The sequence below is a fragment of the Dyadobacter pollutisoli genome (assembly GCF_026625565.1).
Taxonomy (GTDB): domain Bacteria; phylum Bacteroidota; class Bacteroidia; order Cytophagales; family Spirosomataceae; genus Dyadobacter; species Dyadobacter pollutisoli.
The window spans coordinates 5686472-5709435 of record NZ_CP112998.1; the positions used below are offsets into that span (position 1 = coordinate 5686472).

Consider the following 22964-nt stretch of genomic DNA (forward strand, 5'->3'; position numbering starts at 1 on the left):
CAAATGGCATACTATCCGATTTGAAAACTCTCTTTGTATTTAAGATATTTTGTTCCATTTACCACCAGCCAAACCACAAATTGAAGGCCTATTAACAGAATGGCAAAAGTCAAATGTAATGGCTGTGCGAAAGGAGGAACTCCCATGTAAGCCATTATAATTCCGGTCGCTATCTCGGCAATGAGTATCCAAAGGCAAGCCTTCGCAACCTTCACAGTTACTGATTCTCTGGCTTCGGATTTAACAATTTTTGCGATCCACCAAATATTCAGCGCGAAAACAACTATTGAAAAAGAGCGGTGGATGTAAAATTTGATCCCCAAAGAGTCTATCCATTCACTCCTTGCACCATAACCCAGCTTCGCAATCACCTCGTCCATTACTTCCCGAACCTGCGTTCCTAACAAAATTTGTAACAACGACAAAGTCATTACAACCAGTCCAATTCTGCTTATTGTCTTCTTGCTATCAGAATTCAATTTCAAGCTACTTTCAGCATACTCTGCCCATGTGTACAGATATAGCAGCATGAAAACAATTACGATAGCCAACAACATGTGTAATGTTACCACTACCGGCAATAACTCAAAGGAGACTACCTTTGCACCGAGCCAGCCCTGTACCCCCACCAATATGAATGCGGCAAGACTGAAAAAAAAAATATGCTTATTCCGGGATTTTAAAAAAGGTGTAGACGCCAGCAGGGTAAGAAAAATCATAATTCCCGTAAAGGCTCCCAGCAGGCGGTTGACATACTCAATCCATGTTTTAACCGGATTGAACTCCACTTCTCCTTTTAATTTAGCACCGTAAAGCTCCTTATAATTCGATGGCAATTGCGATGCTTCTGTCGGGGGCACCCAGCTACCAAAACACCTTGGCCAGTCCGGACATCCCATACCCGCACCTGTACTACGCACCACTCCACCTGCAATAATTAGAAAATAGAGTGTTATGACAGTATTCAAAGCCAATCGCCGGAACAGGCGATTGGCTTTGGAATCAATGCGAGACTTTGAACTGGTCATTGAAGTTTTGTGACTCAATTGCCTTTTCCGTAGCGATCAACTCATTTTCATGAGGGAAATTGGATTCAAGCGTTTGAGAATACGGTATATTTTGAGGAATAAAATCTTCCTTCGCTCCTGGTTTGCTGTAATCGTAAGACCAACGGTATACTGCTGGTATCTCTCCTTCCCAGTTTCCATGTCCCGGAATAATCGGCGCGGTCCATTCAAGGGTATTGGAACGCCATGGGTTTTGAGGTGCTCTACGACCTTTGAAAATGCTGTAAAAGAAATTCCAAAGGAAAATGAACTGTGCAAGGAACGAGAATATCGCTGCCACGGAAATGAACATATTCATATCCATAAACTTATGCGTAAAATCGTAGCTCGTAAACTGGTAGTAACGACGTGGGAAACCGGCGATACCAACGTAGTGCATCGGGATAAATATCAGGTATATACCGATGAATGTTAACCAGAAGTGGATTTGTCCCAATGTCGTGTTCATCATTCGTCCGAACATTTTTGGGAACCAGTGGTAAACTCCGGCAAAAAGTCCGAAGGCCGACGCAGCACCCATTACTAGGTGGAAGTGAGCTACTACAAAATAGGTATCGTGAAGCTGAATATCCAAAGCACTGTTACCAAGGATAATCCCGGTCAAACCACCTGAAACGAACAGGGAAACCAGACCGATCGAAAACAACATACCCGGTGTGAAAACGATATTCCCTTTCCAGAGTGTAGTAATGTAGTTAAAGCCTTTTACCGCAGAAGGAACCGCAATGATCAATGTAAGGAACATAAATACCGATCCCAGGAAAGGATTCATACCTGTTACGAACATATGGTGGGCCCAAACGATAAATGCAAGGAAAGCGATACCTAACATAGACGCGATCATCGCACGGTATCCGAAGATAGGTTTCCGTGAGTTGGTAGCGATAACCTCAGAAGTGATACCCAAACCAGGTAGCAAAACGATGTAAACCTCAGGGTGTCCCAGGAACCAGAACAAATGTTGGAACAAAATAGGGCTACCTCCCACGTTAGGAAGTGCTTCACCATTAATGTAAATATCTGACAGATAGAAGCTTGTTCCGAAATGACGGTCAAAAATCAACAACAATACTGATGACAATAGAACAGGGAAAGAAATAAGACCCAGAACAGCTGTGATCAAAAATGACCAGATCGTCAATGGCAGACGGTCAAATGACATTCCGCGTGTACGCAGGTTGATAACCGTAGTAATGTAGTTGATACCTCCCAATAACTGAGAAACAATAAAGAATGCCATACTTGCCAACCAGAGCGTCATACCCATTCCTGAGCCTGGGTGCGCCTGCGGCAGCGCGCTCAATGGTGGATAAATAACCCAGCCACCAGCGGCGGGACCTGATTGCAGAAACAGGGAAACAAACATGATCACACTGGCAAGGAAGAAGAACCAGTAGGATAGCATATTCATGAAACCTGATGCCATATCACGGGCACCGATCTGCAATGGAATAAGGAAGTTACTGAACGTACCGCTCAACCCGGCAGTCAAAACAAAGAATACCATGATGGTACCGTGCATCGTAACCAATGCCAGGTAAAAGTTAGGATCCAACTTTCCTGAATCACTGATCCACCCACCCAAAATAGGTTTAAGCCATGACAAATTCGAATCTGGCAATCCCAATTGAATACGGAAAATAACGGACATGGAAATACCAATTACAGCCCATAGTATCCCTGTAATCAGATACTGCTTCGCTATAACCTTGTGATCTTCACAAAATATATATTTCTGCCAAAAGTTTTGTGCTTCATGGTGGTGTTCATGCTCAGTTTCGTGGTGGTGAGCTGTTTCCAATCCTTCAATAGCTGACATATACTTTTAATGTATTTAAATTAACAAATTAGCGTAAACTGGTACTTGCTCCTGCACCGCCCGCAGAAGTGGACGAGCTATCAGCTGGAGATGCGGCTTCGGCTGGCACATATTTCATTGCCTTAGCTTTCAAATTCTCAGGTACTTTTGCAAGATACTCCGGATAAGTTTGTAAGAATGTCGCTTGCTCAGCGCACCATTTCTTATACGATGCCTCGTCTTCTACGATCAATCTCATTTTCATAGAAAAGTGCCCTTGTCCGCAAACCTCAGTACAAGCTATTTCGTAGTCAAACTTTGGATCATTGAGCTCTGAGCGCATATCCGCAGTAGTTTTGTCCGGTACAAACCAGAATTTGGTTGGCATACCCGGCACTGCATCCATTTTCACACGCATATGAGGTATAAATACACTATGCAAAACGTCACGTGCGCGAATTTTCAAAAGCACTGGACGGCCTACCGGAATGTGCATTTCGCTAGGATTGGTAAAGTCATCGAATGAATTTTCATCTGACAAATCAATACCTACTTCATTCTGCGCGTCAATCAGCTTGTAGTTGTAATCTCCAAGTTTATTGTCATTAACCCCGGCGTAGCGAACTATCCAGTTAAATTGCTTTCCTGTGATTTCGATAACCTCTGCGTCCCGAGGCGCATCCGATGTAATATCAGACCATGCTTTCCAACCTGTGAAAACAAGCAAAGCCATAACAATTGCCGGAACAATAGTCCAGATCAATTCGAGCTTATGGTTTTCAGGATAAAAAGACGCGCGGTGATTCTTTTTGTGCTGATACTTCCATGCAAAGAAGAAAATAAGGAAGTTAACAAAGATGAACGGAATGGTCAGAATAGCCATTGAGAACCAGAACAGGTCATCTGTTCTTCTGCCGTGTACCGACGATGCTTCCGGTAAAAAGAATTCCCGGGCATGCATGTAAGACCAGGTAATGCTAATCGCACCACCAATAAGAATTACTATAAACATCGCTCCATTCCATTTGTTGCCCGATGGCTCCGCATCTGGAGAATCCGATTTATTGACACTTTTAAGTACAGTCTGAAGTCTGGAAATCACAATACCTGTGAGAACCACGAAAACAAGAGCAACTAATGCGATAATAATATACATAATGATAAACTGGTTTTGCAATTAGGCAATATCGTGATGCAATGATTCCTCCAACATTGGGTGATTTCTTGGTATCAAATTCGCCTTTTCTAACTGACTCGCAATTGAATAACCAAACGCACAAAGGAATATCAGGAAAAATCCCCATTCCAACGGACCAAATCCAGCGCCAGCTCCTACTGAACCCGGCATTATATTGGTATAAAAATCCATATAATGTCCGATGATCACACTCCAGCAAGCAACTTTAAGAATTGAATGCGTAAACTTCGCGTCCCTGGTCATCAATACCAGGAATGGGAAAAAGAAATTCAGAAACAATGTGATAAAGAACGGAGCCTTGTAATATTCTCCATAACCTCTGAAACGCTCGATGAAGTAAATCGTTTCTTCGGGTAAGTTGGCGTAGTAGATCAACAGGAACTGCGCAAACCAAACATAGGTCCAGAAAATACTGAAGGCAAAAACGAATTTACCAAGGTCGCGCAAATGGCTGGAGTTGACAGCTCTCAAATAACCTCTTTCTCTTAGCATGACGATCGTCAACGTGATAACCGCCAGACCAGCCACGTGCCAGCTCGCCAAAGTATACCATCCAAACATCGTGCTGAACCAGTGCGTATCGATAGACATCACGAAATCCCATGCTGACGTAGATGAGGTTACCCCAAATACTACCAGAAACGCCGTCCCAAAACGGATCGACTTTTCGTAAAACTCGGTTCCACCTATTTCATCCTCCTGCAATGACAGGTTTCTAATCACTCTCCACATTCCGTACCAAACCGCGAAATAAAATATCAATCGGGCTACGAAGAAAGGTGTATTCAAAAAGCCTCTTTTTCCTGCGATAATAGGATCATATTCCGGCCCTCCTACTTCATAAAGTCCTTCATGCGTCCAGTGAAATAAATCATGTCCGCCCAGAAAAAACGTTACCAGCATTACAATCCCTGTGAAAGGAAGAAATGCAGGAAGCGCCTCGGGAATTCTTTTAAACACTGCTGACCACCCTGCCTGAGCCAGATAGTTATATGAGATAAAGAACATTCCTACTACTGAGATACCAGTAAAATAAACGCCGTTTACCCAAAGATTTGCCCAAACACGAGTCATCCATCCCTTTTCATGATGTCCGCCTGCTGCTGCTACCTCATGTCCCGAAGCGGCTGCATGTTCGGTTGCCGCATGTCCAACGGCGCTCGCGGCATGCTCTGCTCCATGGGCAGCTGCCTCGTGTCCACCAGCTCCGTTAGCTGCAAGGTATACTCCCAGCAAAACAAGAGCCAGTCCTACGCCACCACCGATGAGTAAGTTTCGTTTAGCTTCCGATGTAAATTCAAACCGTTCTTCAATAGAAGGAATCGAATGTGCTGATGCCATTATCTAATTTTATTTCTCTGTTATCAAAATTATAATTAAGCCCCTTTCTGTAATTTTTGTACGTAGTGTACAATTTTCCAGCGTTCCTCAGGATTAATCTGAGATCCGTGAGGCCACATGCGAGCCTTTCCGTGTGTAATGACATGGAAAATATGGCCTTCATTCAAATTCTTGTATGCGTCGCTGGCGTAGTTAGGTACCCCTTTATACATAGCACCTACTTTACCGTCCCCTGCGCCGGAAGCTCCGTGGCAGTGCTGGCAATATCTGTCATACAATACTTTTCCTTCTGCCAATGATTTTTCATTCAAAGGAACAGGGTTTTTCAAAACTCTTTCAGCGATAGAAATGCTGTCCGCAGGAATATTGTAAACCATTAGATCCACAGAAGCTGAATCAGCATTACCAAAAGAAGTTTTGTAGTTTCTTCTTGCCACAGTACCTGCAACCGGCAAACGCATTGTCAATCCCATTGGATTAATTGGGTTCGCTTTTTCTTGCTTGTAAGGTTCGTAACCCACCGGCAAGTACATATTCGGCGCGTATTCTGTTCCAGGATTATTGGGATCCTTTTTACAACCAGCAGCGGCAGTAAGTAATACTCCGGCAACTAACAGATATCTATATAAACTTTTAAATTTCATTGTACAAACTCCATTAAAATTGCTTAATGTTGACTTCCTCCGCTCCACTGTCCTTCAAAGCACGTGATATTTCTTCCACACTCATGGAGTTTCTACCAAGATCAATCGCCATTACAAATTTGTTGTCTGTTGAACGAACGTCAAATCGTGGATGAAAATGAGTACCGGGTCCTAGTCCATTTGAGATAAAGAATGTTGTAACCATCCCAAATGCTGTAAACAATACAGTCAGCTCGAATGTGATTGGAATGTAGTTAGGAATCGAAATAGGATCCTTACCTCCGACGATCATCGGCCAGTCGATCCCCATTGTCCAGATCATCAAGGTCAATGCACAGCAGCATCCTGTAACACCGAACATAAAGGCAGCAATACCAATTCTTGTTCTTGGATGCCCCAGCGCTTCGTCCAATCCGTGAATCGGGAAAGGAGAATACACTTCCTTTATTTTCACTCCGGCCTTTCTAAGCCTCGGTACTGCGTGAAGAACAGTATCGTCATCGTCATAAACTCCGACTAAATATTTACCAGATAATTCTGCCATACTACTACTATATTAAATGCCTGTAATCGCTCTTTCGAAATTACTTTTATTCTTGATCCTTGTTAAAAGCCGGTTCAGCGGCTCCGCGTTGTCTTACCTTCGCCACACCTGCAATCTTGCTTGGAAGATTTGCCGAAGTTGAGCGAATCACTGCCTTCACTTCCGCCATGTTCACAACAGGTAAATACTTGGAGAACAACAGGAACAATGTAAAGAACAGACCAAACGAGAAGATATAGTCCCCGATATCATATCTGGTTGGAGAGAACATTGCCCAGCTCGAAGGAATATAGTCACGGTGAAGAGATGTTACAATGATAACAAATCGCTCAAACCACATTCCAATGTTTACTACTACTGAAATGAAGAAGGTAAAAGTAATACTGCGGCGTAATTTTCTTGACCAGAAAAGCTGTGGAGAAATTACGTTGCAAGTCATCATCGCCCAGTATGCCCACCAGTAAGGTCCGGTCATACGGTTAAAGAATGCATAATATTCATATTCAACGCCGCTGTACCATGCGATAAAGAACTCTGTGATATAGGCAACACCCACAACAGAACCTGTCAGCGTGATTACCTTATTCATTGTTTCAATGTGTTCCAGCGTAATGTAATCTTCCAGCTTGTAAACAACCCTGGTGATCAGCATCAGGTTTTGAACCATTGCAAATCCCGAGAAAATCGCACCCGCAACGAAGTACGGAGGGAAAATCGTGGTATGCCATCCCGGAATTACCGATGTTGCAAAGTCCATACTTACGATCGTGTGAACCGAAAGTACAAGAGGGGTTGACAAACCGGCCAGGATTAAGCTGATGTACTCGTAACGCGCCCAGGTTTTTGCTGATCCATCCCAGCCCATTGCGAAAGTACCATACATCAATCTCGAAACTTTGCTGGTAGCACGGTCGCGGATTGTAGCAAGGTCAGGAATCAGACCAATGTACCAGAATACAAGTGAAACGGAGAAGTATGTACTGATCGCAAAAACGTCCCAAACAAGAGGAGAGTTGAAGTTAACCCAAAGTGAACCAAATGCATTCGGCAAAGGCAGCGCCCAGTAAGCCATCCATGGGCGGCCCATGTGCATAAGAATAAAAGATGCGGCGCAAATAACGGCGAAGATTGTCATCGCTTCCGCTGCACGGTTAATAGATGTTCTCCATTTCTGACGGAACAGGAGCAAGATTGCCGAGATAAGTGTTCCTGCGTGACCGATACCTACCCACCAAACGAAGTTGGTAATATCCCAGGCCCAGCCCACAGTTTTATTTAACCCCCACACTCCAAGGCCTTCCCACCAGGTCCATGCAAGACAAACAGATCCATAAGCCAACACCAGAAGTGAGATCCCGAAAGCGATCTTCCATTCTTTTGTAGGAGTTCCCTCCACGTGGCGGCATATATCTTCCGTTACGTCCGCGTACGTTTTCCCACCTTGAATCAGCGGTTCTCTTACAGGTGAAGTAACATGCATACTACTATTATTTATAATGATTTAATCTTCAAAAAATTCTATCTCCTGGAAATTAAGCGTGTTCTTTTTTCTCTTCTGCTTTCGCGGCAACATCCTTGTTCCGAACCTTGGTCAGGTAAGAAACCTGCGGACGTACATTGATTTCTTCCAGCATATGGAAAGCGCGTCCTTCACGCTCAACCTCCAGAAGTTTGGAGATTTTGCTTTCAGGATCGTTCATATCTCCGAAAGTGATGGCATTTGTGGGGCAAGACGATGCACAAGCTACATTTACCTCTCCATCAACAATGCGTCTTCTCTCTTTTTTAGCAGTCAATTTAGCATCTTGTATTTTGTGGACGCACATTGAGCACTTCTCTATAACTCCGCGTGATCTTACGGTTACATCAGGATTGATGGCCATTTTACCCAGATCATTGTTAAAGTTGTAATCGAAGTTATCGTTATCAAAATATTTGAACCAGTTGAAACGACGTACTTTATAAGGGCAGTTATTTGCGCAATATCTTGTACCTACACAACGGTTGTAAGTCATTTGGTTTAAACCTTCCGAACTGTGCGTTGTTGCCAACACCGGACATACAGTCTCGCAAGGAGCATTGTTACAATGTTGGCACATCATTGGCTGGAATGTTACCTCAGGATTTTCCGAAGCTATTTCCAATCCTCTTAAGTCTTCAACATCTGCATCACTGCTATAATATCTGTCAATACGCAGCCAGTGCATTTCGCGGCTGTTAATAATTTCCTGACGTCCTACAACCGGAATATTATTTTCTGCCTGGCAACTAACCACACAGGACCCGCAACCAAAACAAGTGTTTAGGTCAATTACAAGGCCCCATGAATGGTTTTTATACTTATGACCATTCCAAAGAGACAGATCCGTCGCGTCTACTGTTCCTTCTGAAGTCTGGATTTGAGGAACAAACCTACCGGCAAGTGGATCCTTCTGGAAGTGAGAAAGCACCGTTTCCTGCAAAACCGATTTACGGTTCATTACAGTATTATGCGTTTGGGTTTGAGCGATTTCTCTTGTTTCACCAGTTTTGGAAACAGTCACTTCTCCGGGAGCGAATGACAAGAATCCTTCCGAAAACGATGCGAATGGATAAACATTCTTACCGACTCCGTTGGCTGACTTACCTGCCTTCTCACGACCGTATCCAATTGCTACTGCCACTGTCCCGTGAGCAAGGCCTGGTTGAATAATTACCGGTACCTCAATTGACTTACCTTTCAATTCAACTTTAACAATATCGCCCTGCACTACGCCAAGCTCTGTTGCTGTTTTCTGCGAAAGGCCTGCATGGTTGTCCCAGCATGCTTTTGTAACCGGTTCGGGGAGTTCTTGCAACCAAGGGTTGTTTGCTGCCGATCCATTACCTATACCCACATTTTCAAATATCGCAAGCTCAATGCCAGTCGAACTTGCCTTATATTTTTTGGCGATGCTTGCCGCTGCTGCATCTACATTTCCCGTAAATGTCGCTGCTGATGGCGCTACCGCACGATTGCTTGTAAACACACCGTCGTGCAAAGATTGTATCCAGAATTTCTCAAAATCTCCGGTACCACCTTGTGTATAAATATTTTGTCTCCAGTAAGACTTGATATACTCGTGAAAGTCAGATTGTAAACCTGCCCACTTCAACAAGCTGGTCTGAGCCTGACGTGTACTGAATATCAAACTGATAGTCGGTTGACCCAAGCTATAAAATCCAGCCTTTGGTTCTGCATCGCTCCATGCTTCCAGGTAGTGAGGCGCAGGGCAGATATATTTCAGAAGTGATGAAGTTTCATCCGCACGATCATTGAAAGAAACTCCCAACGCTACTTTTGGCAATGCCGAAGCAAGCTCCGCACCACGAGGGTGATCGTACACAGGGTTAGCACCGTAAACAATTACAGCTGCCACTTTTCCTCCTTTAACTTCGTCAACGAATTCATTCATTGCGATGTCATTTCCTTGACGGAGATAAACAGGATTGTCGATATCAATGGTTGATCCGTAGCTTCCAAGCAAACTGTTCAGCGCGTTAACCACAACTTGAACCGAAGGATCATTAATACCACAAACAACCAGAGCTTGTCCCTTTGCAGCTACCAGTTCGGCAGCAGCTTTATCCAGGTTTGCAACTTCGATAGCTGAGGCTGTGATGCTCTTTCCACCAAGTTTGGCAGCTACTTTATTATATAATGCAGTAACAACCAATCCCAATTGAGAAGGCTTAACAGCAGTACGATAGTCCGCATTTGATCCAGTCAATGACAAGATTGCCTCAAACTGGTAGTGTCGCGACATTTCTTTTTTTCCTTCTTTCGCACTACCTACTACACGTGTTGCGGCAAATTGAGAAGAGTATGTTTCAGGAGCAATCCATGTTCCAAGAAAATCGGCGTCAATGCCTACAACTAGTTTTGCCTTGCTGAAATCGTAAGAAGGCAAAACTGCTTTCCCAAATGAAAGCTCATTCCCCTTTACTATTGCAGAAGAAGAGTTAGCATCATAAGTAACATGCTTTGTAGTAGGATATTTTGCCGTAAAATCGGCGATAACCGCTTTTGTAGAAGGACTTAAAATTGTCGGAGAAATAATCCTGATAGCTCCGCCTTTTGAAGAGATAGACGTAAGTTGTTCCAGTATCTCCTTGTCAACTGTATCCCAGCTAACTTTTGTATCGTCCCCTTTCTTAGGACCTTTTAATTTTTCGTTATCATATAATCCCAGCAGAGATGCATGAGCACGGGCGCTAACGCCATATGATGCATTCGATAGTGAATTACTTTCAATTTTTATGGGTCGGCCTTCACGGGTCTTAACCAGAATGCTTGCATAGTCACCACCTTCAGCGTAAGTCGAAGCGTACCAGTTTGCTATCGTTGGAAACTCTCCTTCTGGCTTATTTACGTAAGGTATTGCTTTTTTTACCGGTGTTTCACAAGCAGCCAAAGATACCGCTGCCATTCCAAAGCCAAGTACTTTCAGAAAATCACGACGATGAGTACCTCCGCCGTCCACCAGACTTTCATATTGTCCTTCAGTTGGCGCAGCGGCAAACTCCGAGCTTGCTTCTTTTACAAACTTCTCATCGTTCCGCAGCTCTTCAAGTCCCCGCCAGTATCTTTTATTAGTATTTTCCATAAAACTATTCAATACAAATGAGTTGTATCAGGTATTAATTTCTATTGATTAATAGTGGCATTTAGAACATTCCAAACCACCTATATCAGCTACTTTGAGAGCTTCTTTACTTTCAGATGCATGAAGCTGTACCAGCTTATCGTAATACTGATTGTCTTTTGTATTTACTTCTGTTTTACGGTGACAATCAATACACCATCCCATCGTCAATGACGAACGTTGTTGTATCACTTCCATTTTTTCAACTTCACCGTGGCAATTCTGGCATTCCAATCCGCCAACATTTACGTGTTGTGCGTGGTTAAAATACGCCAAGTCTGGAAGGTTATGAACTCTTACCCATTCAATCGGCTGATTGTTTTCAATGGAAGTATAAATTTTCTGAATTTCAGGAGATTCCTTTTTGATAACACCGTGGCAGTTCATACAAATGTTAGCCGAAGGAATGTGCGCAGATTTACCACGATTAACCCCTGTGTGGCAATAGTTACAATCTATCTTGTATTCACCCGCGTGCAGTTTATGAGAGAATGTAATTGGCTGCTTAGGAGCATATCCTTGCTGAACACCTACACTATACGCACCGTCGATGGTTGCTTTCAATACTAAAAGAACAAAAATCCAAAGTGTAGCAGATCTGATAGCAGGATCCGTCGATATCTTTTTCAATGAAGCTCCGAACCGTGTCATGAAGTCAGGCTTGCCAGCTTCTTCTGTTTCTCCGGTAACAGCCTTAGACAGCAATGATACGATTACCAGTAAGACACCCAGTACCAATACCATTACAACAACCAGTGCCGCCAGTACAATAACAAATAGGTCAGATGGCGCGCCGCCCTTTTCATCGCCTGAGGCTGATGCAGCCGCTCCGCCACCAGCAGCCGCTGTCGCAGGAGCAGCAGTTGCCGCTTTGTCCACATATGCAAAAATCCCCTTGATATCATCATCTGATAAATTAGGGAAGCTTGTCATCTGAGCTTTGGCATACTCATTGTAGATTTTGACAGCATAAGGATCGCCGGAAGCAATCACTGCCTGAGAATTACGAACCCATTTGGATAGCCAGGCAAAATCGTGACGTGAGCTGGCACCTTTCAATCCGGGACCAACCACTCGCTCATCAGTCGGAGCATGGCACTGAGCACAATTGTTTTTGAAAATCGTTTCGCCCTTAGCAGCATCGCCTCCACCTGCGGGAGCTGCGGCGGTGCTATCTTGTGCAAATACTAAGTTTGGTACACTTAATAGGAGAGCTATGGCGATAGCTACAAAAGTTTTTGAGTAACTAAAGAAGGAACAAAACTTAGCGTCCTTTCGGAATGGTATATTCATAATCAACTATTCATTATTCTTCAACAGACAAAACTAGTTCACGTTTTTTTATCCACAAAAGTATTTCAGGGATATTTTAAACCGCCTTCTTATTTATAATTTGTCTAATTTGTAGCGTTAATTCTAATTTAATCTCGTCTTAGTCAGGGGCTGATTTTCAGATATTTAACAAAAAAAATACCATTTGGAAACCCTTGTTGAAGTTTCTGCCAAATGGTATTTTTTAAGTATTTATTTGTGCGCTCAAATATTAAAAAAGCACAACTTTTGTAAGTGAGGTTCCGAGCGGATTCGAACCGCTGTACGAGGTTTTGCAGACCTCTGCCTAGCCACTCGGCCACGGAACCAAATTTGGATTAGCTGCCGTCCAAAAGGCTGACAGCTAATCCGGGTGCAAAAGTATTAAAAAAACTTTCTACTTCGCACTATTGTTTATTTTTTTCCTTTCTTTTCGCTCTCTTCCATCTGTTCTTTCAAAGCAGAAAGAACGCTAAGATCTCCAAAAGTGGATTTCTCTGCTTCCTTGCTGGATGAAGTCTCAGTTGTTGCAGCTGCTTTCGGAGAAGATGCTTTTGCAGGCTTATCTTCTTTCTTTTCCTCCGAAGCTGGGGCAGCTTTCACTTTCGAGTGAGTCAAAACGATTTTCTTCTCGTCTTTCAGGAATTCAAGTACTGTAAAGTCAAGACTTTCGCCTACTTCTGCAACTGTACCATCTTCTTTCGTCAGATTTTTGATAGCTGAAACGCCTTCGATTCCGTAAGGAAGTTCAAGAGTTGCAAACTTATCGCCTTTTGCAACGATCGTAGATTTATGAACAGAACCAACTTCAAAGATGCTTTCGAAAGTATCCCATGGGTTCTCTTCCAATTGCTTGTGACCAAGAGCCAGACGACGGTTGTCAGCGTCTAGTTCAAGAACAACTACTTCCAGTTCGTCATTTACTTTCACGAAGTCAGAAGGATGTTTGATTTTCTTAGTCCAAGAAAGATCTGAAACGTGTACAAGACCGTCGATACCTTCTTCAAGCTCGATGAACAAACCGAAGTTAGTAAGGTTACGAACAACACCTTTGTGACGTGTTCCAATCGCATATTTCTCTTTCAACGAAGCTTGTGTCCAAGGATCTTCTGTCAATTGCTTAATACCAAGAGACATTTTGCGCTCGTTACGATCCAGTGTCAATACTACTGCACTGATCTCGTCATTTACGTTCATGAACTCCTGAGGATTGCGCAGGTGCTGAGACCATGACATTTCAGAAACGTGGATCAAACCTTCAACACCTGGTTTAATTTCAAGGAATGCACCGTAATCAGCTACATTGACGATACGTCCAGTAACTTTCGATCCAACCTGGATTTCTTCTGCCAGTGAATCCCATGGGTGAGACTGAAGTTGTTTTAAACCAAGAGAGATACGTTTTTTCTCTTCGTCGAAATCCAGAACAACCACGTTCAATTTCTGATCCAATGCAAGCAGGTCAGATGGATGGTTGATACGGCCCCATGAAATATCGGTAATGTGCAAAAGACCATCTACACCACCAAGATCGATGAACACACCGAAGTTTGTCATGTTCTTGATAACGCCTTCCAATACCTGACCTTTTTCAAGGTTGTTCAGGATTTGCTGACGTTGTGCTTCAAGATCTTTTTCAATCAATATTTTGTGAGAAACTACAACGTTGTCATTTGCATAGTTGATTTTCACAACTTTAACTTCCATACGCTTTCCAACAAAAATGTCGAAATCACGAATTGGTTTCACGTCAATCTGTGAACCTGGCAAGAAAGCCTCAATACCAAATATATCAACGATAAGACCTCCTTTGGTTCTTCTCTTCACATTAGCATCGATAACCACATCCTCGTCAAACGATTTCTGAATGTTATCCCATGCAGTAATAACTTTTGCTTTCTTGCGCGAAAGAACAAGCTGACCTTGTGCGTCCTCCTGGTTCTCTACGTAAACTTCCACTTCGTCGCCGATTTTCATTCCCGGCAAGTCACGGAATTCATTGGATGAAACGATACCATCAGATTTGAAACCGATGTTAAGGATCACCTCACGGTCTGTAATTCCAACTACAACACCTTTTACTACTTCTTTTTCCTGTACAGGAGAAATGGTAGTCTCATACATTTGTTCCAGACGATCGCGGTCAGCAGTTGAATAACCTGTACCGAAACCTTTGTCTGCTGCTTTATCCCAATCGAAATCAGGAAGTGGTTGATTTTGTTTTTCCTTAGACATAAATAGGAATTATCGCTCTGGAATACATCAGCTCACGAGCTAAATAGCTGAAAATTAGTTAAACAAGTATTTTTTGAAAAATTAGAGCGCAAAATTATGACTTTTCAAATGCAATTCCATAGCCAGAGGGGAATTTATTTGAAAATAACGGAGAATCAGGCAATTGACAGCCTGGCAATGTATTACGAAGGAAAAATATTGGACAGGATTAATAGCTTCTTTCCTTCACGCCCAGGTATGGCATCCATTCATCGTCGGCCAAACCTGAAAAATCACGAATGAACATTAAAAAAGAAGGCCGGAAAGGGCGCTGCCGCAATGGCATGTCTACCTCCTCCGGCGTATGATCACCTTTTCTTGAATTACACCTTTTACAGGCGGTGGCAAGATTATCCCAGGTTGTTTTCCCTCCTCTTGACTTCGGGATTACATGGTCGAGTGTGAGATTATCATGCGTTCCGCAGTATTGACATCGGTTACCGTCCCGTTTAAACAGGTTTTGCCTGGTCATGACCACACCTTTGTACGGAATATGTATGTAGCGATGTAAACGGATAACAATGGGCATGGGGAATTGATCATTGACAGTCCGAAGGTAATGTCGTGGAGATTCGGCCAACATTTCGGCCTTATTCATGTAGACTAGCAAAAACGCCTTTGGAACTGTGCAAACACTTAACGCACTATAATCTTGATTAAGAACCAGTACTTTACCCATGTGCCCTGTGGTAGTTAATTCCGACAATATAGGAATTTTTTACCAAAATAAACGCTCTCTTTATTTCAAATATTGTGAAAAGATATTGTCAAAAGAGGCATTCTATTACAGGTTTACGGTTTTCACAAATCGCTGACCGTTAGTAGTTAATGCGGTCAGTTTCGCGTTTTATATCTCTCTCCTTGATCGTGTCCCGTTTATCGTAAAGCTTTTTACCTTTGGCCAACGCAATGTGCAACTTGGCAAACCCCCGCTCACTGGTGAATAATCTCACCGGGATAATGGTTTGCCCCTGATCTTTAAGCCCTTCTATCAACTTCTTGCGCTCCCGCTTGGTAATCAACAGTTTCCGGTCACGCATAGGATCGTGATTATAATGTGTACCCTCGGTATATGGTGAAATGTGCAGGCTGCGTATGAATAGCTCTCCATCCATAAACAGGCAGTAGGCATCCTGAAAATTCACCTTTCCCTGTCTGATAGATTTGATCTCGGTACCCGTCAAGGAGATACCGGCCGTGAAATCTTCCAGGAAAAAGTATTCGAATGACGCCCGCCTGTTCTTTATATCTACTTTTTTAACTATTTTTTCTGACATATTAATTCTCTGAATTAGCAAAGAGCATCAAAATTAAGTTTTTGTTAAAACTATACCAATAAATGAAAAATCACGCACGTATGAACTGTTTAAGATTTGCTCTGTTATTTACCGCCTTTATTTTATCCGCCAAAAGCGGTATTTGCCAAAAGTATGACCCTGGCATTATGGGAACCGTAGATGCCCTTTTCGACGGAATGCGTGCAGGAGATTCTTCGAAAGTACGAAGTGTCTTTACCTACGGAAGCACTATGATGTCGGTCCCGGAAAATCCCAAGGACTCTGTTGCATTAAAAAAAGTTTCGATAGATGGGTTTGTAAAAGCAGTTGGCAAACCTCATTCAGAAGTATGGAATGAACAAATATACGACGTGAAGATTTCAGTAGATGGGCCTATGGCAATTGTCTGGGCCCCTTACAAATTCTTTTTGACAGATAAGTTTTCACATTGTGGGGTCAATGTTTTTACATTAATCCAAATCAAAAACGAATGGAAAATTTCTTCCATTATTGATACGCGTAGAAAAGACGTTTGCCGGTAAGTTTTAAAACCTTACCATTTGCTTCCAGGTACCTTTCATGCGATTGTATTTGATCGTACTGGGAAGTGCTTTCCACCAGTACTTATTCATTTCGACGGCAAATGAAGGCTGCATATAACAATTGATCGCACAGCTCTCGCATGCAGGAAGGCGCCCTTCCAATGCGACCAGTTTCTGAACCTCATCGGAATGATATAGATCGAAAAGTTTTCCATCGATTGGAAAATCCTTCAATCCTAAATGATAGCAAGGTAAAACGAGCTTGTTTTCAGGAGAAATAACAATGGTCGTACTGGCGGCTTTGCAAACAGGATCGTCTACATGATTACCTCCGTCGATCCTGAGCTGGATGAATGCCTCATTGAGATACACATTCTTCTGCTTACCCCACCAAAGCAACTCATTCAATGCTTCCTTCGAAAGATTGGAGCCTACATTGTTATATTCAAAAACAGGATTGAGTATCAGTACCAAATTATTCGGCAAGCAAACCTCTTCCCATAACTGACGGATCTTGCTGACATTGTCTTCAAAAACAGTGAAAATAATGTCAGGCCGCTCGCCAAAAGATTTGGCGATTTCAATAGACTCCATCACCTTGTCGAAGCATTTGACCCCTCTCGATTTATCATGCTCATCCCGATCCGGCGAATCCAGCGAGAAATGCAGCATATCAATCAGGCCGCGAAGCTTCTCCGCTTGCTTGGGATAAAGCAGCCCATTGCTGGTCACGGTGGTGATCATGCCATGGGCTTTGGCTTCCTTCAACAGCAAATCCAGTTGTCGGTGCAACAACGGCTCGCCTCCGGTGAAGTCAATTACTTTAACCCCGAGCTGCTTTAAATCCCTTAAATTTTCTCTTAGATTTTCAACGGTAATGTATGGCGAAGGTTTTTCCCAGATATCACAGAAACTGCATGACGCATTGCAACGGTATGTTACATAGTAATTACACAGGACCGGATGGGATACCAAACGCATATCAACGAAGCATAGAGAGAAGACTGGTTAATTTATCCTTCAAATCTTTTCTGTCCACAATGAAGTCAAGGAATCCGTGTTCCAGAACAAATTCTGCACTCTGGAATCCTTTGGGAAGGTCCTTACCAATCGTTTCCCGGATTACCCGTGGGCCTGCAAATCCTATCAATGCTTCTGGCTCCGAGATATTGAAATCGCCAAGCATAGCATAAGACGCAGTAACACCGCCAGTGGTAGGGTCAGTCAAAAGTGAGATATATGGAATTTTTGCTTCCGAAAGTTGTGCAAGGCGAGCTGATGTCTTGGCCATTTGCATCAATGAAAAACCTGCCTCCATCATCCGCGCACCACCCGATTTCGAAATCATCAGGAACGGGATTTTATGATCGAGCGCATACGTGATCGCACGTGCTATTTTTTCACCAACTACTGAACCCATGGAACCGCCAATGAAATTGAAATCCATACAGGCAATCACAATGTCCACTTCATTCATTTTGCCGTAACCGGTACGAACAGCATCCTTCAAACCCGTCTTTTTCATAGTAGACTTAATCCTGTCCGGATAAGCCTTAGTATCCACAAAATGTAACGGGTCGCCGGAAGTCAGGTTGGCATCAAGTTCTGTGAATTCGTTGTCGTCAAATAAAAGATTGAAATACACATCCGATCCTACCTTCTCATGGTAATTGCAATGCGGACAGGTAAAAGCGTTCTGCTTATGTTCTCTGGTAGGGGTAATTTTTTTACAATTTGGACATTGATACCATAATCCGTCCGGAGCCTCACGCTTCATTTCGGTGGGCGTATTGATACCTTTTTCTTTCCGAATAAACCAGGACATATCTGTATGTGGGTTAATATCTAAATAAATTACTGTATATCAGCAACTTATCGCATTTTCATGATGAATATTGGGCTCAAATATAACAATAATTGTTATCTATCCTGAAATCAGGCCTGGTATCGTATTTTATTGATCACTAGTTTTGGCTGCGCCTCGTCCCTTTGCATGAACAATTCTGATCATAATTTGTTACATAAACAGCTTAATACCGAACCGGTACAATTGACAATCCGGGACTCATTGATTGCTCACAAATGACAACAACATCTTCTCCGATCGTGATAATAGTTGGAACCAACAGGCCCAATTCAATGTCACGGAAAATTGCCGAATACTATCAGGATATACTAGCTCAGTTGAATGCATCCAGCATTATTCTGGACCTGGTTAATCTGCCGCATGATTTCACGGTTTCCGCCTTGTATGAGAACAGCGGCAAAAATGAAGCTTTTAATGATCTGAAATCATTGCTTGAAAAAACAGACAAATTCGTTTTTGTAGTTCCGGAATACAATGGTTCTTATCCGGGTGTATTGAAAGCATTTATCGACGGCCTGCCTTATCCCAACAGTTTCGCTAATAAAAAAGCGGCCCTGGTCGGACTATCCTCCAATATGCAGGGTGCCGCCATTGCATTAAGTCATTTAAATGATGTATTCAGTTACCTGGGAATGAATACATTGGCACTTAGGGTAAAGTTGGCACAGATCAAATCCCATTATAATGACAAAGTGATTTCCAATGCTTTATACAAAGAACTATTGGAGATTCAGGCCGGGCAGATTATTCACTTTTAACCAAAAAAGAGGAGCGGCTTGCTCCTCTTTCTTTTCATTTCAACCAATGTTGTTCCATTTCGCTGGCCGGAATTCCTGGTCTTTTCCAGAGCTCTACCCTGTTGCGACGGAACGCCGGACCTTCGAGATCGGCATATTTTACAAGCCCGTCTTTAAATGACTGGACCATGAGTTCAAGCTTTTCTGTTTCCTCATTAGACCAGTCGCTACTTTCCACCATGTCGGTGATCGAACCTTGCAACGATTGGAAGCCTGGTGAAACAATGTCTTTTTCTATAACCAGATCGATTGCTCCGGTGGGCGTGTTTTCTTCGAGTTCGCCAGTCAGTACAAGTTTGGGATCTTCTTCAAATACTTCTTGTACTTTCTCTTCATACACCACCACAACAGGCTCTTCCTGTTTTCCTTTTAAGGTTGTTTTCAACTCAATACCTGGAATTGGCGATTCAATGCTGTCGAAACCTGCCGCAACGATGGTAACCCGTAGCTTATCACCAAGAGAATCATCGGTAATGGTACCCAGTTTGAACATCCTTGCCTCACCGCCAACCTGTGAAAGTACATAGCGCCAGATGTCGCGCTGCTCTTTCATAGTCGCTTCCTTCTTCTTGCTGGTCGCCAAAGTCACGAGAATACGTTTCGCACCCCGGATATCACGATCGTTCAAAAGCGGAGAATCCAATGCTTCTTTAATAGCAAGCTGTGCACGATCAGCGCCGGTAGCTTCGGAAGTTCCCATTACCGATTGTCCGGCGTTTTTGAGTACTTTTTCAACGTCCTTGAAATCCGTATTGATGTTACCGTTTGTCGTAATGATCTCGGAAATACTTTTCACGGCATTCAAAAGGATTCCGTCCGCCTCGGCAAATGCCTGCGTGAGCGTCATATCCTCATAAAGCTCTTCCAGCTTATCATTAAGCACTACCAGAACCGTATCGCTGTACTCTTTCAGTTGTTCGATACCTTCCAGTGCCTGTTCCTTTTTATCAAGTCCTTCCCAGGTATAAGGAGCGGTCACGACTGCCACCGTAAGCTTACCCATTTCCTTCGCAAGTTGCGCGATCACGGGAGCAGCACCGGTACCCGTTCCACCACCCATACCCGCGGTGATAAACACCATTTGAGTAGAGCCGCCCAACAAGCCTTTAATTTCTTCAATGGTTTCCAGAGCAGCTTCCTTACCTTTTGTAGCGTCCGTACCTGCTCCAAGTCCTTGCGTTAAAGTCGCTCCAAGCTGGATTTTAACGGGCACAGGGCTATTGGCAAGCGCCTGTCTGTCAGTGTTACAAACAGCAAATTCTACATCTTTGATTTTTTTCTCAAACATGTAGTTGACCGCATTGCTACCACCACCACCAACCCCGATCACCTTAATGATAGCTGGTTCGCTGCGGTTTTCGCCATTGGGTTGGTCCTTTATGATTTCGTTCACTATATAGTCCTGGTCTAACGAGTGCAACAAGCTTGTATTCATATCTTCCGGGGTTGATTGAGTGTGTAACTTCGTTTATGATCAATAGTCGTCCAGACTATCATCTTTTTTCCCAATAATGCTGTTAATATTATCCCAAAAAGTACCGTTTTTCTTCACCGGTTCTTTCACTTCTTTTGGCTTCTCTTTCTGTACAATCCCTGCACCGGTGTTGAATGCAGTCGCAGGCTTACACACCGATTTTACCCTTGGATCAATGGATTTCAGACCAGCCCAGGCAAGCCCTATGGCAGTACTGAATGATGAATTGCTCACTGCATCCGCTTTCGCTGTGCGTTCCAGGTTTTCGGGATACCCTACCCGCACCGACATATCGGTAACCCTTTCAAAAAGGACTTCAATGTCATCAATGTTTGCAGATCCGCCCGTCAGTACGATACCACCGATCAGTTTATCCAGGTAGCCTGATTTGATGATTTCCGCATACACCATGGCCGCGATCTCTTTCAGTCTTTCCTCAATAATCAGCGCAACATTCTTTTTCAAAACCTGTTTCGGAGCTCTTCCTGCAAGGAAATTGACAAGGATTTCAATGTTAAGAGGAATGTCCGCAGAAACAGCTACACCATATTCCTTTTTAAGTTGTTCCGCATTTTCAAACTGAATGCCGCAACCAATGGCAAGATCACTGGTAATGTGACGGCCTCCGATCGGGAAAGAAGCAATGTGACGGATAATGCGGTCCTGGTAAATGATCAGGTCCGTAGTATGGTCACCAATATCTACCAAAGCAATTCCGGCTTTGATCTCATTATCTGTCAAAACCGCCAAGCTCGTCGCCAGCGGTCCAAATACCATTTTATCACACCTCAGATTCTGGTCTGCATCTGCAAGGCTCTTCTTTGTGCGCAGGATAGATTGGTTATTCGCCGAAATGATCAGGAAATTCCCTCCGAGCTTAATTCCCGTCCTACCCACCGGCTCCTTCACGCCCATTGAATTGTCAACTACAAATTCCATCGGCAGCACATGCAACACATCGTAGTTAGGCTCGATTTTGGCCCGATACATATCATCCACCAGCTGATCCACATCTCTTTGAGTAACCTCTTCTCCGGATGAAGCCGAAGGTCTGATCACACCATCGCTCTGGGCGCTTATTTTCACATGCGTTCCCCCAAAGCTTACATTTATAATACCAATGTCAAGATCGGAACGGGACGATGCTTCCGCAAGTGCTTCCCGAATGGCACTACCAACTTGTTTTATATTTTCTACTGATCCGTTTACTACTGCTCCTGCTGGTACAGGAACTTCACTAAATCCTAAAATTTCGATGTTATTTTGACGGGCTCCGGATGCGGCCCCCTGCGCGGCAATCACGGTTATCTTCGTGCTTCCTATATCTACTCCTACTACAATTTTGTCGTGTGCCATGCTGATGGTGAATTATTATTCACAAACTATTTGATTCTGAAACTTAATACTAATCTTCTTATATCTGCTCCAGTCCTGACTTAGTACCTTTTCATAAAACGTTCTGAGCTTTTTGAATTTGGCCTGATAATCTTCTGCCAAACCAAATTCTATTCTTTGGTCACCCAAAACTGTCATTAAGGAAATCTCCCCGTACCTGTCAGCATGAAGCTGGGCAATTTGTGCTTTCCAAAATGGATCTGTGTTTAAAAAACGCAGCAATTCCATAAAAGAAGCCCCTTTTACAGTCTGCAATCTTTTAGGATCATTGAAATAGGATCCTGAAACCAATAATGTTCTGGCTGAATAACTCTCTGACAGCGGAAAAAAAAACGCCCTCATCGTTAATATAGTATCCCGACGTATTCCGCAATTCCCCATTTTCCGACGTGTTAATCCAGCGCGCGAGCGGTTTCTCCTGTTCTACCTCTACAACTATATTACCTCTAAGGTCACGAAAAACCTGACATTTCTTTATCAATTTATTCCTTTTGACCCTGTTTTCAAGATCATTCAATGCTACGTCTTTTAGTCTGCTGCCCAGCAACGGATCTCCTCCGTTTTCGGTAACCAGCATTTGTACGTCCATCTGATTCAAAAAGCGCGTACCCGAATCCCCTTCAATCGATATGACGAGATTCTCGCAACGCTGTTGCCCAAGCCTGCTTTCTGCCATGCCAATGCCGGCAATTGGCAGAATAAGCCACAAACTACGTTTCAACAAAAGCCATGAATAGTCAAATTTACGTAACATCTTAGTAATATTAAAAA

General features: G+C 43.2%; 20 protein-coding genes and 1 tRNA gene. 2 read left to right on the top strand and 19 right to left on the bottom strand.

Going from position 1 to position 22964, the window contains the following annotated elements; all coding sequences use genetic code 11:
• Positions 1-11: 11 nt before the first annotated feature.
• The 13 genes from ON006_RS23250 to smpB all read right to left on the bottom strand — a co-directional run bounded on the left by ON006_RS23250 (position 12) and on the right by smpB (position 16118).
• Positions 12-1028: a COX15/CtaA family protein gene (locus ON006_RS23250; RefSeq protein ID WP_244822416.1), complete on the bottom strand. Its 1017-nt coding sequence runs from the start codon at positions 1026-1028 to the stop codon at positions 12-14.
• Positions 1003-2886: a cytochrome c oxidase subunit I gene (locus ON006_RS23255; RefSeq protein ID WP_244822417.1), complete on the bottom strand. Its 1884-nt coding sequence runs from the start codon at positions 2884-2886 to the stop codon at positions 1003-1005. Before ON006_RS23255 ends, ON006_RS23250 begins: the two co-directional genes overlap by 26 nt.
• A 28-nt stretch (positions 2887-2914) precedes the next feature.
• Positions 2915-4021 (bottom strand): cytochrome c oxidase subunit II, encoded by a 1107-nt coding sequence (locus ON006_RS23260; protein WP_244822418.1) that lies wholly within the window; start codon positions 4019-4021, stop codon positions 2915-2917.
• A 21-nt stretch (positions 4022-4042) separates the two neighbouring features.
• Positions 4043-5404 (bottom strand): quinol:cytochrome C oxidoreductase, encoded by a 1362-nt coding sequence (locus tag ON006_RS23265; RefSeq protein ID WP_244822419.1) that lies wholly within the window; start codon positions 5402-5404, stop codon positions 4043-4045.
• Positions 5405-5439: 35 nt separating this feature from the next.
• Positions 5440-6048 carry a c-type cytochrome gene (locus tag ON006_RS23270; RefSeq protein ID WP_244822420.1) on the bottom strand — a complete coding sequence of 203 codons (609 nt, stop codon included), beginning with the start codon at positions 6046-6048 and terminating at the stop codon, positions 5440-5442.
• 13 nt (positions 6049-6061) lie between these two features.
• Positions 6062-6592: a DUF3341 domain-containing protein gene (locus ON006_RS23275; protein WP_244822421.1), complete on the bottom strand. Its 531-nt coding sequence runs from the start codon at positions 6590-6592 to the stop codon at positions 6062-6064.
• A 46-nt stretch (positions 6593-6638) separates the two neighbouring features.
• A complete protein-coding gene (nrfD, locus tag ON006_RS23280) occupies positions 6639-8072 on the bottom strand; it encodes an NrfD/PsrC family molybdoenzyme membrane anchor subunit (RefSeq protein ID WP_244822422.1) in 1434 nt (477 codons plus the stop codon).
• A 52-nt stretch (positions 8073-8124) separates the two neighbouring features.
• Positions 8125-11217 (bottom strand): TAT-variant-translocated molybdopterin oxidoreductase, encoded by a 3093-nt coding sequence (locus ON006_RS23285; protein ID WP_244822423.1) that lies wholly within the window; start codon positions 11215-11217, stop codon positions 8125-8127.
• Positions 11218-11265: 48 nt separating this feature from the next.
• Positions 11266-12549 carry a c-type cytochrome gene (locus ON006_RS23290; RefSeq protein ID WP_244822424.1) on the bottom strand — a complete coding sequence of 428 codons (1284 nt, stop codon included), beginning with the start codon at positions 12547-12549 and terminating at the stop codon, positions 11266-11268.
• A gap of 276 nt (positions 12550-12825) precedes the next feature.
• Positions 12826-12896 (bottom strand) — tRNA-Cys (locus ON006_RS23295).
• A gap of 85 nt (positions 12897-12981) precedes the next feature.
• Complete coding sequence (rpsA, locus tag ON006_RS23300; RefSeq protein ID WP_244822425.1) at positions 12982-14802, bottom strand: 30S ribosomal protein S1; 1821 nt, start codon at positions 14800-14802, stop codon at positions 12982-12984.
• Positions 14803-15010: 208 nt separating this feature from the next.
• Positions 15011-15520: an HNH endonuclease gene (locus tag ON006_RS23305; protein ID WP_244822752.1), complete on the bottom strand. Its 510-nt coding sequence runs from the start codon at positions 15518-15520 to the stop codon at positions 15011-15013.
• Between the two features lie 139 nt (positions 15521-15659).
• Complete coding sequence (smpB, locus tag ON006_RS23310; RefSeq protein ID WP_244822426.1) at positions 15660-16118, bottom strand: SsrA-binding protein SmpB; 459 nt, start codon at positions 16116-16118, stop codon at positions 15660-15662.
• A 167-nt stretch (positions 16119-16285) separates the two neighbouring features.
• On the opposite strand from smpB, the gene ON006_RS23315 reads away from it, so the two are divergent.
• Complete coding sequence (locus ON006_RS23315; protein ID WP_267609909.1) at positions 16286-16660, top strand: nuclear transport factor 2 family protein; 375 nt, start codon at positions 16286-16288, stop codon at positions 16658-16660.
• Positions 16661-16663: 3 nt separating this feature from the next.
• Here the strand turns inward: ON006_RS23315 and ON006_RS23320 are convergent, their stop codons facing one another.
• Both ON006_RS23320 and accD read right to left on the bottom strand, forming a co-directional pair.
• A complete protein-coding gene (locus ON006_RS23320) occupies positions 16664-17641 on the bottom strand; it encodes a radical SAM protein (RefSeq protein WP_244822428.1) in 978 nt (325 codons plus the stop codon).
• Position 17642: 1 nt separating this feature from the next.
• Positions 17643-18485 carry an acetyl-CoA carboxylase, carboxyltransferase subunit beta gene (gene accD / locus ON006_RS23325; RefSeq protein ID WP_244822429.1) on the bottom strand — a complete coding sequence of 281 codons (843 nt, stop codon included), beginning with the start codon at positions 18483-18485 and terminating at the stop codon, positions 17643-17645.
• 257 nt (positions 18486-18742) lie between these two features.
• Here accD and ON006_RS23330 point away from each other — a divergent pair, with 257 nt between their 5' ends.
• On the top strand, positions 18743-19285 hold the full coding sequence (locus ON006_RS23330; protein ID WP_255772959.1) for an NADPH-dependent FMN reductase: 543 nt from the start codon (positions 18743-18745) through the stop codon (positions 19283-19285).
• Positions 19286-19319: 34 nt separating this feature from the next.
• Here the strand turns inward: ON006_RS23330 and ftsZ are convergent, their stop codons facing one another.
• From ftsZ to ON006_RS23350, 4 genes are read right to left on the bottom strand one after another with little or no spacing between them, the layout of a single operon-like run.
• Positions 19320-20759 carry a cell division protein FtsZ gene (gene ftsZ / locus ON006_RS23335; protein ID WP_244822431.1) on the bottom strand — a complete coding sequence of 480 codons (1440 nt, stop codon included), beginning with the start codon at positions 20757-20759 and terminating at the stop codon, positions 19320-19322.
• Positions 20760-20798: 39 nt separating this feature from the next.
• The gene (gene ftsA, locus ON006_RS23340) at positions 20799-22154 is read right to left on the bottom strand and encodes a cell division protein FtsA (protein WP_244822432.1); all 1356 of its coding nucleotides are present in this window, start codon (positions 22152-22154) and stop codon (positions 20799-20801) included.
• A gap of 15 nt (positions 22155-22169) precedes the next feature.
• Positions 22170-22574 carry a hypothetical protein gene (locus ON006_RS32485; protein ID WP_510185781.1) on the bottom strand — a complete coding sequence of 135 codons (405 nt, stop codon included), beginning with the start codon at positions 22572-22574 and terminating at the stop codon, positions 22170-22172.
• On the bottom strand, positions 22459-22947 hold the full coding sequence (locus ON006_RS23350) for a cell division protein FtsQ/DivIB (RefSeq protein WP_267609911.1): 489 nt from the start codon (positions 22945-22947) through the stop codon (positions 22459-22461). Before ON006_RS23350 ends, ON006_RS32485 begins: the two co-directional genes overlap by 116 nt.
• Between the last annotated feature and the right edge of the window lie 17 nt (positions 22948-22964).

Bases quoted from the DNA above. Each gene is read 5' to 3' on its own strand.
- ON006_RS23250 (WP_244822416.1), bottom strand. From the start codon at position 1,028: ATGACCAGTTCAAAGTCTCGCATTGATTCCAAAGCCAATCGCCTGTTC.
- ON006_RS23255 (WP_244822417.1), bottom strand. From the start codon at position 2,886: ATGTCAGCTATTGAAGGATTGGAAACAGCTCACCACCACGAAACTGAG.
- ON006_RS23260 (WP_244822418.1), bottom strand. From the start codon at position 4,021: ATGTATATTATTATCGCATTAGTTGCTCTTGTTTTCGTGGTTCTCACA.
- ON006_RS23265 (WP_244822419.1), bottom strand. From the start codon at position 5,404: ATGGCATCAGCACATTCGATTCCTTCTATTGAAGAACGGTTTGAATTT.
- ON006_RS23270 (WP_244822420.1), bottom strand. From the start codon at position 6,048: ATGAAATTTAAAAGTTTATATAGATATCTGTTAGTTGCCGGAGTATTA.
- ON006_RS23275 (WP_244822421.1), bottom strand. From the start codon at position 6,592: ATGGCAGAATTATCTGGTAAATATTTAGTCGGAGTTTATGACGATGAC.
- nrfD (WP_244822422.1), bottom strand. From the start codon at position 8,072: ATGCATGTTACTTCACCTGTAAGAGAACCGCTGATTCAAGGTGGGAAA.
- ON006_RS23285 (WP_244822423.1), bottom strand. From the start codon at position 11,217: ATGGAAAATACTAATAAAAGATACTGGCGGGGACTTGAAGAGCTGCGG.
- ON006_RS23290 (WP_244822424.1), bottom strand. From the start codon at position 12,549: ATGAATATACCATTCCGAAAGGACGCTAAGTTTTGTTCCTTCTTTAGT.
- rpsA (WP_244822425.1), bottom strand. From the start codon at position 14,802: ATGTCTAAGGAAAAACAAAATCAACCACTTCCTGATTTCGATTGGGAT.
- ON006_RS23305 (WP_244822752.1), bottom strand. From the start codon at position 15,520: ATGGGTAAAGTACTGGTTCTTAATCAAGATTATAGTGCGTTAAGTGTT.
- smpB (WP_244822426.1), bottom strand. From the start codon at position 16,118: ATGTCAGAAAAAATAGTTAAAAAAGTAGATATAAAGAACAGGCGGGCG.
- ON006_RS23315 (WP_267609909.1), top strand. From the start codon at position 16,286: ATGGGAACCGTAGATGCCCTTTTCGACGGAATGCGTGCAGGAGATTCT.
- ON006_RS23320 (WP_244822428.1), bottom strand. From the start codon at position 17,641: ATGCGTTTGGTATCCCATCCGGTCCTGTGTAATTACTATGTAACATAC.
- accD (WP_244822429.1), bottom strand. From the start codon at position 18,485: ATGTCCTGGTTTATTCGGAAAGAAAAAGGTATCAATACGCCCACCGAA.
- ON006_RS23330 (WP_255772959.1), top strand. From the start codon at position 18,743: ATGACAACAACATCTTCTCCGATCGTGATAATAGTTGGAACCAACAGG.
- ftsZ (WP_244822431.1), bottom strand. From the start codon at position 20,759: ATGAATACAAGCTTGTTGCACTCGTTAGACCAGGACTATATAGTGAAC.
- ftsA (WP_244822432.1), bottom strand. From the start codon at position 22,154: ATGGCACACGACAAAATTGTAGTAGGAGTAGATATAGGAAGCACGAAG.
- ON006_RS32485 (WP_510185781.1), bottom strand. From the start codon at position 22,574: ATGGGGAATTGCGGAATACGTCGGGATACTATATTAACGATGAGGGCG.
- ON006_RS23350 (WP_267609911.1), bottom strand. From the start codon at position 22,947: ATGTTACGTAAATTTGACTATTCATGGCTTTTGTTGAAACGTAGTTTG.